This is a genomic window from Anaeromyxobacter oryzisoli, from assembly GCF_022690765.1.
Lineage (GTDB): Bacteria > Myxococcota > Myxococcia > Myxococcales > Anaeromyxobacteraceae > Anaeromyxobacter > Anaeromyxobacter oryzisoli.
Genome location: NZ_JALCZA010000037.1, coordinates 1 through 13,391 on the forward strand (window position 1 = coordinate 1; position 13,391 = coordinate 13,391).

The 13,391-nt window shown below is 72.6% G+C and carries 12 protein-coding genes; 11 read left to right on the top strand and 1 reads right to left on the bottom strand.

Translation table 11 applies throughout. From position 1 onward, the window contains the following. From MNZ27_RS12965 to gspN, 11 genes are all read left to right on the top strand, one after another. Positions 1–1,534: secretin N-terminal domain-containing protein (locus tag MNZ27_RS12965; protein ID WP_277957902.1), on the top strand; the 1,534-nt coding region annotated here is incomplete at its 5' end. A 39-nt stretch (positions 1,535–1,573) separates the two neighbouring features. Further along, the gene (gene gspE / locus MNZ27_RS12970) at positions 1,574–3,373 is read left to right on the top strand and encodes a type II secretion system ATPase GspE (RefSeq protein ID WP_242394499.1); all 1,800 of its coding nucleotides are present in this window, start codon (positions 1,574–1,576) and stop codon (positions 3,371–3,373) included. A 209-nt stretch (positions 3,374–3,582) separates the two neighbouring features. Beyond that, entirely contained in the window at positions 3,583–4,812 is a 1,230-nt protein-coding gene (gspF, locus tag MNZ27_RS12975) for a type II secretion system inner membrane protein GspF (protein WP_242394500.1), read from the top strand. A gap of 2 nt (positions 4,813–4,814) precedes the next feature. After that, positions 4,815–5,240, top strand: coding sequence for a type II secretion system major pseudopilin GspG (gene gspG, locus MNZ27_RS12980; protein ID WP_242394501.1), 426 nt, complete (start codon positions 4,815–4,817; stop codon positions 5,238–5,240). A gap of 11 nt (positions 5,241–5,251) precedes the next feature. Next, positions 5,252–5,872: a prepilin-type N-terminal cleavage/methylation domain-containing protein gene (locus tag MNZ27_RS12985; RefSeq protein ID WP_242394532.1), complete on the top strand. Its 621-nt coding sequence runs from the start codon at positions 5,252–5,254 to the stop codon at positions 5,870–5,872. Then, positions 5,869–6,498 (top strand): type IV pilus modification PilV family protein, encoded by a 630-nt coding sequence (locus MNZ27_RS12990; RefSeq protein WP_242394502.1) that lies wholly within the window; start codon positions 5,869–5,871, stop codon positions 6,496–6,498. Before MNZ27_RS12985 ends, MNZ27_RS12990 begins: the two co-directional genes overlap by 4 nt. Next, positions 6,495–7,160 carry a type II secretion system protein GspJ gene (locus MNZ27_RS12995; protein WP_242394503.1) on the top strand — a complete coding sequence of 222 codons (666 nt, stop codon included), beginning with the start codon at positions 6,495–6,497 and terminating at the stop codon, positions 7,158–7,160. The genes MNZ27_RS12990 and MNZ27_RS12995 overlap by 4 nt, the downstream gene beginning before the upstream one ends. Then, positions 7,160–8,557 carry a type II secretion system protein GspK gene (locus MNZ27_RS13000; RefSeq protein WP_242394504.1) on the top strand — a complete coding sequence of 466 codons (1,398 nt, stop codon included), beginning with the start codon at positions 7,160–7,162 and terminating at the stop codon, positions 8,555–8,557. Before MNZ27_RS12995 ends, MNZ27_RS13000 begins: the two co-directional genes overlap by 1 nt. A gap of 3 nt (positions 8,558–8,560) precedes the next feature. Beyond that, positions 8,561–10,201 carry a pilus assembly protein PilM gene (gene pilM, locus MNZ27_RS13005; RefSeq protein ID WP_242394505.1) on the top strand — a complete coding sequence of 547 codons (1,641 nt, stop codon included), beginning with the start codon at positions 8,561–8,563 and terminating at the stop codon, positions 10,199–10,201. After that, positions 10,201–10,779 (top strand): type II secretion system protein GspM, encoded by a 579-nt coding sequence (gspM, locus tag MNZ27_RS13010; protein WP_242394506.1) that lies wholly within the window; start codon positions 10,201–10,203, stop codon positions 10,777–10,779. Before pilM ends, gspM begins: the two co-directional genes overlap by 1 nt. Before the next feature lie 3 nt (positions 10,780–10,782). Continuing rightward, positions 10,783–11,709, top strand: coding sequence for a type II secretion system protein GspN (gspN, locus tag MNZ27_RS13015; RefSeq protein WP_242394508.1), 927 nt, complete (start codon positions 10,783–10,785; stop codon positions 11,707–11,709). Positions 11,710–12,204: 495 nt separating this feature from the next. On the opposite strand, the gene MNZ27_RS13020 is transcribed toward gspN, so the two are convergent. Then, the gene (locus tag MNZ27_RS13020; RefSeq protein WP_242394509.1) at positions 12,205–13,383 is read right to left on the bottom strand and encodes an HNH endonuclease; all 1,179 of its coding nucleotides are present in this window, start codon (positions 13,381–13,383) and stop codon (positions 12,205–12,207) included. Positions 13,384–13,391: the final 8 nt, after the last annotated feature.

The window sequence follows — 13,391 nt, forward strand, 5'->3', positions numbered from 1 at the left end:
CCCCGGCGCCCCCGGGGTCCCCGCCGGGGTGACGCCGGCCACCCTGCGGGCGCCGGCCGCGCCCGGCGCCGCGGCGCCGGCGGCCCCGGGCGCCGAGGGCGCGACGGCGGAGCTCTTCGCCGGCGAGGTGAAGATCACCGCCGACAAGACCCAGAACGCGCTGCTCATCCAGGCGAGCGGGTCGGACTTCGCCGCGATCCAGCGGCTCATCGAGAAGCTCGATCGCCCGAGGCGGCAGGTCTTCGTCGAGGCGGTCATCATGGAGGTCAACCTCAAGGACGACACGCACATCGGCGTGGGCGCCCACACCGCGGTCACCGCCAAGTACAAGGGGGACACCGGCGTCGTCCCGATCGCCTCCGAGCCGGGCACCGTCTCGTCCCTGAACTTGCAGAACGCGGTGGCCCTCGGCGGGTTCCTCACCGGGTTCGAGGGGCCGGTCTCGGCGGAGCTCAAGGACCTCGGCCTGAACATCCCGTCCATCGGCGTGCTCGTCCAGGCGCTCCAGACCAACTCGGACGTGAACGTCCTCTCGACGCCGCACATCGTCGCCACCGACAACGAGGACTCCGAGATCAGCGTCGGCCAGAACGTGCCGTTCCAGTCCGGCTACTTCCCGCAGGGGCTCTCGAACCTGCTCTCCGGCACGACCGGCGCCACGACGGCGGGCCTGCTCGGCACGACCACGGGCATCTCCTCGCTCGCCGCGAGCATCCAGCGGCAGAACGTGGAGCTGAAGCTCAAGATCAAGCCGCAGATCAACGAGGGCGGAAACGTCCGCCTCACCATCGAGGAGCAGACCGAGGAGATCGCGTCGCAGGACCCGACCCTCGGCCCGACGACCTCGAAGCGCAGCATCAAGACGCAGATCGTGGCGAAGGACCAGAGCACGATCGTGCTCGGCGGCATGTACCAGGAGCGGAACGTCAAGACCGTCAAGAAGATCCCGTTCCTGGGGAGCCTGCCGCTGATCGGCTGGCTCTTCCGCGACACCACGGACAGCAAGCAGAAGACCAACATCCTGCTCTTCCTCACCCCGTACATCATCCGCGACCAGTCGGACTACCGGCGCATCTACGAGAAGAAGCGCAAGGAGCACCAGCAGTTCCTGGAGCAGTTCTACGGCCGGAAGGCGGGGTTCGAGGTGGAGGTGGACTTCACCCGCAAGGCGGGCCCGATCTCGCTCCTGCACCGCGGGGTGCTCGAGGAGTCGAGCAGGCTCGAGAACGGCGGGGCCGGCCTGCCCGAGGAGCACCTGGCCACGCCCCCGGCCGCGCCGGCTCCCGGCGAGGCGCCGCCGCCGACCCCGGCACCGCCCCCGACGCAGCCCCCTCAGGGCGCCGCGCCGCCGACGGAGGAGGGGACCCCCGTGGATCGGCTCGAGGTCCAGCCGGAGCTGCCCGAGCCGGGCGCGCCGCCCCCCGCGCCGGAGTCTGCCACGCCGCCGGGCCGGCCCGCGCCCGCGCAGCCGGCGCCCGCCCAGCCGGGCCAGGCGCCTGCTGCGCCCGTCCAGCCGGGGCCGTCACAGCCGTAAGGGATGACCCGGCGCGTCCGGACCGTTCCTGGAGATCCCATGTCGACGAACGAGGCACCCGAGATCCTCTCCCTCACCACCGCGGCGGCGCCCGAGCGCTCGAGCGCGCCCGCCGCCCTGTGCGGCCGCCGGCTCGGCGAGATCCTCGTCGAGACCGCAGGCCTCGCGCCGGAGAAGCTCGAGGAGGCGCTCGCGCTCCAGCAGGGCGAGCAGGCGGGGGTCCGGATCGGCGAGATCCTCGTGCGGATCAAGGCCGCGTCGGAGGAGGACGTCCTCCGCGCCCTCGCGCTCCAGCTCGACCTCCCGTTCGTGGAGCGGATCGACCTCGACTCCGTGCCGGCGGAGCTGGCGGCGAAGGTGCCGATCCACTTCGCGCGCCAGGCCCGGGTCCTGCCGCTGGGCGCGCAGGGGGACCTCGTCCGCGTCGCCGTGGTGGATCCCCTCGACACCGCCGCCCAGGACTCGCTCTCGATGCTCCTCGGCGCGCCGGTCGCGCCGGAGGTGACGCCCACCGAGGTGGTCGTCGACGCGATCAACGCCGTGTACGACCGCGCCGCCGACGAGCACGAGAAGCTCATGGAGGACCTCGAGACCGAGGACCTCGAGAGCGTCGCCCACGAGCTGCAGGAGCCGGCCGATCTCCTCGACGCCGACGACGAGGCGCCGATCATCCGGTTGGTGAACTCGCTCATGTTCCGCGCCGTGAAGGAGCGGGCGAGCGACATCCACATCAACCCGGAGGAGAAGGACATCTCGGTCCGCTACCGGATCGACGGCGTGCTCCGGGAGATCATCCGCCCCCCGAAGCGGTTCCAGGCCTCCATCGCGAGCCGCATCAAGATCATGGGCGGCCTCAACATCGCCGAGAAGCGCCTCCCGCAGGACGGGCGCATCCGCATCAAGATCGCCGGCAAGGACGTGGACATCCGCCTCTCGACCGTGCCCACCGCCCACGGCGAGCGGATCGTGATGCGCCTGCTCGACAAGTCCAGCGTGGTGCTCGACCTCGGCCAGCTCGGCTTCGAGACGTGGCAGCGGAAGATCATGGACGGGCTCATCACCCGGTCCCACGGCATCGTCCTCGTCAGCGGCCCGACCGGCTCCGGCAAGACCACCACGCTCTACGGCGCCCTCGCCCAGATCAACTCCCCGGACCTGAACATCCTCACCATCGAGGATCCGGTGGAGATCCCGCTCAAGGGCGTGGGCCAGGTCCAGGTGAACCCGAAGATCGAACTCACCTTCGCGAACGGCCTCCGGTCGTTCCTCCGCCAGGACCCGGACGTCATCATGGTCGGCGAGATCCGCGACCTCGAGACCGCGGACATCGCGATCCAGGCCTCGCTCACCGGCCACCTGGTGCTCTCCACCGTCCACACCAACGACGCGGCCGGCGCCATCACCCGCCTCGTGGACATGGGCGTGCAGCCGTTCCTCGTCGCGTCCTCGCTCGTCGGCGTCCTCGCGCAGCGGCTCGTGCGCGTGCTCTGCCCGGAGTGCAAGCGCCCCTACGTCCCGACCGCCGAGGAGCGCGCGACGATCGGGCTCACCGACGCGATCCTCGCGAAGGCGGGGAGCCCGGAGCACCTCTACAAGGCGGTGGGGTGCGCGGCGTGCAACCACACCGGCTACCAGGGCCGGACCGGCATCTACGAGCTCATGCTCGTGGACGACGACGTCCGCCCGCTCATCCTCAAGTCGGTGGACGCCACCACCATCAAGCGCGCCGCGGTGGACCGCGGGATGGTCACGCTCATGGAGCATGGTGCGTACAAGGTCGCGCGCGGGCTCACCACCGCGCCCGAGGTCCTGTCCGTGACGGCAGAGGATATAAGATGATGCGGGGGCTGCCCCCCCGCCCCGCCGACCCTGAGCTGGTCGAAGGGTCGTCGGGGCCCCACCCCTGCTGCGCGGGGCCCGTGACCGCTCGCGCCCCGCTTCGCGGGGTCCGCTCGCGGTCCCCGCGCGGAGGGGCTACGCCCCTCCCCCCGCCTGCGGCGGGGTCCCTCCACCCTGCGTGCGGGATTCTCTCCGCACTGGATCGGTAATTGCCCGTCTTCGAGTACAAGGCGCTCGCCGAGAGCGGGAAGGCGGTCACCGGGCTCCGCGAGGCGGACTCCCCGAAGACCCTGCGCGCCACGCTGCGCCGCGAGGGCATCTACCTCACCGAGGTCCTCGGCGAGAAGGAGCAGCGCGCCCAGGCGTCGCGCGACGTGAACGTGAAGCGCCTGCTCCTCGGCCGCGTCTCGGCCCAGGAGCTCGCGATCGCGACCCGCCAGCTCGCCGTGCTCGTCGGGGCCGGGATCCCGCTCGTGGAGGCGCTCACCGCGCTCGTCGATCAGGTCGAGCACGAGCGGCTGAAGCGGGTCCTCGGGGACGTGAAGCAGCGGGTCAACGAGGGCTCGACGCTCGCCGACGCGCTCGGCGTGCACCCGAAGATCTTCGGCGACCTGTACGTCAACATGATCCGCGCCGGCGAGACCTCCGGCGCCCTCGAGATCGTGCTGGTGCGCCTCGCCGAGTTCACCGAGAGCCAGGCGCGCCTCCGCTCGAAGATCGCCGGGACCATGGCCTACCCGATCGCGATGATGGTGATCGGGACCGTGATCATGGGGATCCTCTTCACGGTGGTGGTCCCGAAGATCACCCGCATCTTCGAGACCTCCAACATCGCGCTGCCCTGGTACACGCGGGTCCTCATCGCGCTGTCGGGCTTCGCCGCGAGCTACTGGTGGGCGATCCTCCTCCTCCTCGGCGGGGCGGTGTACGGCTTCGTCCGCTGGAAGCGGTCGCCCGACGGGCGCGCGCGCTGGGACCGGATCGTCCTGAAGGCGCCGGTGTTCGGGCGGCTCGTGCGCCAGGTCGCCATCGGCCGCTTCGCGCGGACGCTCTCGACGCTGCTCAAGAGCGGCGTCCCGCTCCTCACCGCGATGGACATCGTGAAGAACATCCTCGGGAACTCGCGCCTCGCCGAGGTGATCGAGCAGGCGCGCGCCGCCATCCGCGAGGGCGAGTCGATCGCCGCGCCGCTCAAGCGCTCGGGCGAGTTCCCGCCGCTCGTGCACCACATGATCGCCGTGGGCGAGCGCTCCGGCGCGCTCGAGGAGATGCTCTCGAACGTCGCCAACGCCTACGAGGGCCAGGTGGAGACCACCATCGGCGCCCTCACGTCCCTCCTCGAGCCGCTCATGATCGTGATGATGGGCGGCGTGGTGGGCTTCATCGTCTTCTCCGTCCTGATGCCGATCCTCCAGATCAACAACCTCGCAGGAGGCTAACCGTGAGCAACCACCGCACTCTGCGCCGCGCCGCCGCGCGCGGCATGACCCTCATCGAGATCATGGTCGTGCTCGTGATCATCGGCCTCGTCATGGCCGTGGTCGCCGTCAACGTCGTCGAGCGCCAGAAGAAGGCCGAGATCATGAAGGCCAAGGCCGACGTCCAGAACATCGCGAGCCAGGGCGTGGACGCCTACCGCTCGATGAAGGGGCGCTACCCGACCACCGAGGAGGGCCTCCGGATCCTCGTCCAGGAGGGCTTCCTCAAGCCGAACCAGGCCGACGGCACGCTGAAGGACCCGTGGGGCAAGGAGTACATCTACCTGTACCCCGGCGCGGTCCACTCGGACTCCTACGACGTGAAGAGCTTCGGCCCCGACGGCCAGGCCGGCGGCGACGGCGACAACGCCGACATCGTGAACTACTAGAGAGGCCTCGTCTGCAGCCCGTCGCCAGCCAGCGCGCCGCGGGGTTCACCCTCGTCGAGCTCCTCATCGTGATGTCGATCGTCGCGCTGCTCGCGGCGCTCGCCGTCCCGGCGGTGGAGAGCATCACCGGCGCGAACGCGCGGAAGGCGGCGGGCGAGCTCGCGGGCTCCATGCGCGCCCTCTTCGACACCGCCGCCCTGCGGCACGCGACGTGCCGGATGGCGCTCGACCTCGAGAAGCGCGCGTACTGGGCGGAGTGCGCGCCGGGGCGAGCCGGCGTCTCCGCCCGCCCGGACCGCGAGGCCGACGACCGGACGCTCCAGGAGCGCTTCCCCGACGAGAAGGACGCGGACGTGCGCCGGCTCCTCGCGAAGACGGCGTTCGGCCAGTTCAAGGACCGGCTGGTCCAGCGGCGCGAGCTGCCCGGGAGCGCCGGCTTCGGCCCGGTGCACGTCGAGGGCCGCCGCGACGCCGTCGAGCAGGGCACCGCCTACGTGTACTTCTTCGCCGGCGGGCAGGCCCAGCGCGCGTACGTGCCGATCGTGGACGGGAGGCACCTCTACACCATCGTGCTCGAGCCGTTCACCGGGCGCGCGCGCGTGGTCGCCGGGAAGGTGGAGGTGCGGGATTGACGACGATCCGCGGTACCTCGGCCTCGGCCGCCGGGCGCCCCGCGCGCCGCGGGCGCGCGGGGTTCACGCTGCTCGAGGTGATGGTCGCGCTCGCGATCCTCTCCATGGGCCTCCTCGCCGTCTCGGACCTGGTCTCCGGCGCGCTGCGCAACCAGACGCGGGCGGCCCGCCTCGACACCGCGACCCTCCTCGCGCGCTCGAAGCTCGCCGAGGCGGAGGAGGAGTTCGAGCGGAAAGGCTTCAGCGACTTCGACCAGGAGGACGAGGGCACGTTCGAGCGGGAGGGCCACCCCGAGGTGCGCTGGAAGCTGCGCGCGGTGAAGCCGCAAGTGGAGCTCGGCCCGGAGAAGATCCTCCAGATCCTCGGCGGCGGGACGGACCTCGCCACGCTGCTCGGGCACCGGGGCGGGGGCGACGGGGCGGGGGGCTCGCAGCCCGAGACGTTCGATCCGCGCGCGGCTGGGATGACCGCGGCGCTGAACCAGCAGCTCACCGTCCTCGGCGAGCAGATCAAGAAGGGCGTGCGCGAGGTGCGGCTCACGGTGTCCTGGCCGGACGGCAAGAAGGACGGTTCGTTCACGGTGGTGACCCACCTCGTGGTCCTGACCCCGACGGAGGGCACGTGACCGCGCGCCGCCCCGCCGCCGCGCGCGGCTTCTCGCTCGTCGAGGTGATGGTCGCCGTGGCGATCACGGCCTTCATCGGCGGGCTCACCGCGGGCACCTTCCGCCAGGTGGACCGGGCGGGGGAGATCTCCCGCGAGCAGGGAGATCGCTACGCCGCGGCGCGGCTCGCGCTCTCGCGCCTCGCGCGCGAGACGGAGATGGCGATCCTCTCGGATCACTACGACCACGACCGCCTGCGCGAGCGCCCGACCTTCTTCAAGGGGCGGGAGGACGCGCTCCTCTTCACCTCGATGGCGCACCAGCGGCTCGTGCGCGACGCGAAGGAGTCCGACCAGTCGGTGATCGAGTACACGGTGGAGCCGGACCCGGACCACGCCGGCGAGCAGGCCCTCTTCCGCCGCGAGAAGGTGCACGTGGACGAGGAGCCGGACCGCGGCGGACGCAAGGACCTGGTCGCCGACCACGTCCAGGCGTTCGGGATCCAGTACTGGGACGAGAAGCGGAAGGACTGGTCGCGGGAGTGGTCCACGCGCTCGGTGGACCACGCCAACGACCTCCCCTCGCGCGTCCGGTTCGAGCTCGAGCTGAAGCTCGCCGACGGGCGGACGGAGCGGTTCGTCACGGAGGCGCGGATCGCGATCACGCGACCGCTGGACTTCTGATGCGCGCGACGGAGCGGACGTCCACGGGGAGGCGGGGCTCGCGCCGGAGCGCGCGCGGCGCGGCCCTGCTCCTCGTGATGGTCGCCATCGCGATCCTCACCGCGCTCGCCGCCGACGTCGCCTACGACAACCAGGTCCGGCTCCGGATCGCCGCGAACGGCCGCGACGCCCTCCGCGCGGAGGCCCTCGCCCGCAGCGCGGTGAACCTCTCGCGCCTCGTCCTCGCGTTCCAGGCGCAGATCGATCAGTCCGCCCAGGCGATGTGCAGCGCGACCGCCAGCCTGACGGCCACCGGCCAGACCGCCACCGCCGCCGGACAGACCGCCACCGGACAGACCGCGACGGGCCAGACCGCCACCGACCAGGCCGCGACGTCCCAGGCCGCCGCCTGCCCGCGCGTGCAGATCTGGAGCGTCATCCCGGTGAGCTCCGGGCTCGTCCAGGCGCTCTTCGGAGGCGGCGCGAGCCCGGGCCACGCGGCGGCGCCGGAGGGCGGGGCGCGCGCGGCGGCCGCGTTCGGCGACTTCCAGGGCGCCTTCGAGGCCCGGATCGAGGACGAGGGCGCGAAGGTGAACCTCCAGTTCGACTCGATGCTCGCCCAGACCGGCACCCTCCCGCTCCAGGTCGAGTCGTACCTGCGGCTCGTCTGCGATCCGCGCTGGGACCCCCTGTTCGAGCGGGAGGACGCGAACGGGCAGCGCACCACGCGCCAGGAGCTCGCGGCGTACCTGCGCGACTGGGCGGACGAGGACAAGACCTCCTCGGCGCTCGCGGCGAGCTTCCCCGGGGGAGGCGCCTGCAACTTCGTCCTGGCGGCGAACCCGTTCGAGCAGGGCTTCGGGGACGAGGGCGCCGCGTACGACCGGGGCTCCGACCCCTACCGCCCGAAGAACGCCCGCCTCGACTCGGTGGACGAGCTGTACCTCGTGGCGGGCGTCTCCGACGCGTTCATGGCCGCCTTCGGCGACGCCGTGACCGTGTACCAGCCCGCCGACGCGGGGCTCAACGTGAACTCGTCGCGGCCGGAGGACGAGCTCCGGATCGCCCGGCTCATGGCCGACCCGGCCGCGGCCGCGCTCGTGTCGGATCCCGCCTTCCCCGACCGGCTGCACAAGGCCCTCATGGACGTGCGGATGGGTGGGTTCCTCACCCTCTCCCCGAGCCAGTTCGCCGCCGTCGTGACGGGGCTCGGGGTGCCGGTCCGGGCGGAGTACGCGACCGGCTCGACGAAGAACCTCACCGACCGCTCCTTCGCCTACCGGATCCGGGCGACGGGTGCGGTCGGCGACGTGGAGGAGAAGATCGACGCCGTGGTGACCTTCGATCCCCAGAAGAACGCCGACCCGCAGGCCGGGAAGCCGCTCCCCGGTCGGCTCATCCACTGGCGCGAGGAGTAGGCGATGGCCCAGCACATCCTCGGCGTCGATCTCGGCGCCCGCGCGGTGAAGGCCGTGCTCGTCGAGGGCACCTACCACGGCTTCGTGGTGCTCGACGCCGCGAGCGCGGAGGTCCCCCCCGCTCCACCCGACGGCGAGGGCGCGGGGCTCCTCGCCCGCCAGGGGGCCGCCCTCGAGGGGCTCCTCGCGGCGCGCGGGTGGCGCGTGGACGCCGCGTACGCGTCGCTCCCCGGCGCGAGCGCCGCGTTCCACGTGGTCACCCTCCCCTTCACCGACCCGCACCGCCTCGAGCAGACCGTGGGGTTCGAGGTGGAGGGGCAGATCCCCTTCGAGCTCGACGCGGTCGCGTGGGACTGGCAGCCGCTCCGCGTGCAGGAGGGGAAGACCGAGCTCCTCGTCGGCGTCGTCCGCAAGGAGGAGCTCGCGGCGCTGCTCGGCGCGCTCGCGCCCGCCGGCCTCGACCCGCGCGCCGTCGTCCCGGCCGGCGTCGCCTACTCGGCCCTGCTCGCGCCCGGCGTGACGGCCGACGCGCCGGGGTCCACCCCGGACGGCGCGGTCGCGCCGGCGGAGATCGTGGTGGACGTCGGCGCGGAGCGGAGCAGCGTCTGCGTCGCGCGGGCAGGCGTCTGCGAGGCGGCGCGCACGTTCGCGCCCGGCGCGGGGCACCTCGTGCGCACCCTCGCCGGCGAGCTCGGCGTCCCCGAGGACGCCGCCGCCTCGATCGTCGTCGCCCGCGCGACGGGCGCCGATCTCGCCGAGGGGCCGCTCGAGGAGACGGGCCGCGCCGACGACGCGCTCCGGCGCGCCCTCGCCCCGCTCGTCCGGGAGGTCCGCGCGACCCTCCGCGCCTGGCGCGCGCGCGTCGGCCCGCGGCCGGCGGTCCGGCTCGTCCTCGCGGGCGAGGTGGCGCGCCTGCCGCTCCTCGCCGAGGCGCTCGCCGCCGAGGTGGACGGCCCGGTGGTGCCGCTCGCGCTCGCCGGCGCCGCCGGCGCGCGGCTCGGCCCCGCCGACGCGCCCCGCTACGGCCTCGCCCTCGCGCTCGCCCTGCGCGGTCACCAAGGGCCGCGCGCGGCCCGCATGAACCTGCGCCGGGGCGCGCTCGCGTACACCCGCGACTTCGAGCACCTGAAGGGGAAGGTCGCGCGCCTCGGGGCCTACGCGGCGCTGGTGATGGTCCTCGCCGTGGCGAGCGCCGGCGTGAAGGGGTTCGCGCTGTCGCGGCAGGAGGCGGCCCTCGATCGCGCGCTGTGCGACGCCGAGCAGCAGATCATCGGCCGCTGCTACGAGGACTTCGCGCAGGCGCAGTCGGTCCTCCGGGGCCGGAGCGGCGCCGGCGGGGCGCTGCCCAAGGTCTCGGCGGTCGAGCTCTTCGGCGAGCTCTCCGAGCGCGTCCCGCTCGCCATCCCGCTCCGGCTCGACCGGATCGAGATCACCCGGGACAAGCTCCACGTCGAGGGCACCACCGACGCCGCCGAGAACGTGGACCGGATCGTGGGCGCGCTCAAGGGCTCGCGCTGCTTCGGCGACGCGCGCTCCGGCAGCGCGCGCAAGCGGGCGACCGACGGGAAGTTCGAGTTCTCCGTGGACGCGGGGCTCACCTGCCTCGAGTCCGGGGCGCGGGACGCCGCGGGAGGGAGGGGCTGATGGAGGCGCTCCGGAAGCTGCGCGCCGCGCTCGCGGCGTGGGTCGCGAAGCTCGAGGTCTGGATCACGGCGCTCGCGCCGCGCGAGCGCGTGCTCGTCACGGTCGCGGGGCTCGCCGTCGTCCTCTTCGCGATCTGGCTCGTGTCGTTCCGCATCGCCGACGGGATCTCCGCGCGCGAGGCGCGGATCGAGGAGAAGACCCGGGTGATCGCCCAGGTCGGCAAGCTCGCCGAGGGCTATCGGCGCCGCCAGGCGGAGCGCCAGGCGATCGAGGCGCGCCTCAAGGGACCGCCGGTGCAGCTCCTGAGCCACATCTCGCAGACGGGCGCGTCCCTCGGCGTCGAGATCACCGATCTCCGGCCGTCGAGCGCGTCGGGCGAGCTCGAGGGGCTGCACGAGGAGGCGGTGGAGGTGAACGTGGCCCGGATCGACCTCGGGCGGCTCGCCCGCCTCATGCAGGCGCTGGAGCGCGGCCCGGGCGTCGTGAAGATCCGGCGCCTCCGGGTCACCACCCGCTCCGACGACCCGGCGCTCGTGGACGCGACCCTCTTCGTCTCCACCTACCAGCTCAAGGCGTGACTCGTGATCCTCGCGAGATTGAAGAAGCTCGACTGGACCGTCTGGAAGCCGCGCCTGCTGTACGGGGGGTTCGCGGTGGTCGCGTTCGCGCTGTCCCTCCGCTGGACCTTCCCGGGCGAGGCCGTGAAGGAGCGGATCATCATGGAGGCGGGCGCGCGCGGCTGGCAGGTGGACATGGGCGACGTCGGCTCGGGCGGGCTGCTCGGCGTCCGCGCCGAGGACGTCCGCCTCGAGGACGGCTCCGGCCTGAAGATCCACCTCGACGCGCTCTCCGCCCGGCTCGAGCTCCTCCCGCTCCTCGTCGGCAAGCAGGTCCTCGCCTTCGACGCCCGGCTGTTCCAGGGGTCGATCGTGGGCACGGCGGACCTCTCCGGCGACGCGCGCGCGCTCGTCGCGACGGTGGACGGCATCGACCTCGCCCAGGCGCCGCCCCTCAAGGCGGCGACCGGCGTCGACCTCGCCGGCAAGCTCGGCGGCACCGTGGACCTCGTCGTCCCCCCCGGCCCGCCCCCGGCGTCCGGCCGGATCGACCTCGCCGTCGCCAGCGCCGGCCTCGCCGGCGGCAAGCTCCCCCTGCCCGGCATGACCACCGGCATCCCCCTGCAGAAGGTCGGGCTCGGCACGATCACGATCCGGGTGAAGATCGACGGCGGCAAGGCGACGGCCGAGAAGCTCGAGGCGAAGGGGGGCGACGCCGAGCTCTCCGCCGACGGCCTCGGCCTCCAGCTCGCGGGCCAGCCGCGGCTCGAGTTCGCGCCCCTCTTCGGCAGGGCGAAGATCCGGCTCCAGCCGGCGTTCTGGTCGCGGAGCGGGATGGCCCAGTACAAGACCCTCGCCGAGATGGCGAAGGGCCCGGACGGCGCCTACGCGCTGCAGGTCTTCGGCAGCCTCGGCCACCCGCGGATCACCGTCACCCCGACGGTGCGCTAAACGAGGGTTCGCGATTCGCGAACACCTTCGGTGTCGCGCCTCGCGCCCTCGTTTAGCCAGGTTATACGGGGGCTGCGCCGACCGCAGGTGGGGAGGGGCAGCGCGCGCCAGCGCGCGTGGGCCCCGCGTAGCCAGGGGTGGGGCCCCGGCGAGCTTCGCTCGACGGGGCGGGGGCGCAGCCCTGATCATTCATCACATCGTCCCCAGCCCCGCGTCCGCTTCGCGAGGCGTTTCGTGCTAGGGGCCGCAAGTACGAGCGTGCCTGCACGGCAAGCGTGCGCTGGCTCGGGAAGGAGGTGGAGGCCGGGGCGCCATCCACGGGCGGGGACCGGAGTGACGAGATCGGCCCCGAAGAAGCCCGTGCTTCACCGGCATGCTGAGGCGCTCGCCGCGGCTCTCGGCCGCCCGGCGCCGGGCGGCGGGAGCGCTGGTGCAGGTCCGGTGGCCGCTCGTCGGCCCCGTCGGCGTCGCCCGAGAGCCGGGCCGGCCATCCGCTCACCCCGAGCGCTTCTTCTTCGCTGCGCACCGCGGCGCCGTTCCCGTTCGTGCGACAGGTGCGGAGTCGAAGAGCTCACCGTTCGACCGTCGCTTGAACCGGTCCATCAAGGCGTCCCCGAAGATGTGCCGAGCTGCGAGCTGGTTATGAAAGAAACAGAGAAGGTGAATGTTCTCGACCGTGGGCGGGCCGCCCAGGGCCTCGGCTTCGCGGTGATCGAACTCGAGCAAGTAGGTCGAGCCGCAGATGCCGCCAGAATCGAGAGGGTACTGGCAGCGTCCGCCGTCGCGGAGCCAGACCTGGCGCTTCACCTCGGCGGAGAGGTGCTCCGGCTTCGAGGGGCGGCGCTCCGCGAGCGGCTTCTGCACGAGCCCCTTCCGCTTGGCGCTTCGGGCGAGGAGGAGGTCGAGGCCGACCTCGAGGATCTCCTCGGTGCTGGCGCCGAAATGCGAATGGGAGAGCGCATCCCGCGCGGCGTCGAGCTTCGCGATGAAGCGGCGGGAGACGTTGAAGTGAAGTCGCCGGAGGTCGGCGCTGAGCGGCTCGATCGATTCGTGGCGAGCTTGGCGGGAAGATGGGGCGTGCGCCGCAGTGCGCGGAGAGTTGGCATCGACAGGGTTTTCTGGAAAACCTCGCGCCTCGCTCGACTCGAAGGGCGCCGCCGTGATGATGTGCGGAGCCGCGACCGAGAGCGCCGCGCCCGGGCTCGCCGCCGCCGCGATCTCGAGGAGCGGAACGGCCTCCTCCGTGGCCGGGGCGCGCACCGCCGTCACGACCTCGCGACGCGGCGCCTTCTCGACCGGCTTGATCTCGGCCGCAACCTCCGCCGCCTCGTGCTTCGAGCGGTGGAAGAACCGCGGCAGCACCTCCGCCCGGTTCTCGGGCGAGATCACCTTCGCGAGCTCCGCGATGCTCGAGATGCAAAGTCTCCCGTCGCGCAACGGCTCGATGACTTCGGGGAACCGCTGCACCAGCTCGGCCGCGGTCTTCCGGTAGAACGCGGCCCCCTTCGAGAGCCCGAGCTCGCGATGGAGGAACCAGAACAGGCTCGAGTAGCCGAGCTCGACCCAGAGCCGTCGGCGATCGAAGTCGGCGAGCGCGACCAGAAAATCGGCCATGCAGTCGTGCTCGCGGCGGAGGAGCTCGGAGAGGCGGGCGGAGAGATCGCGTGCGTGCATGAACGGAT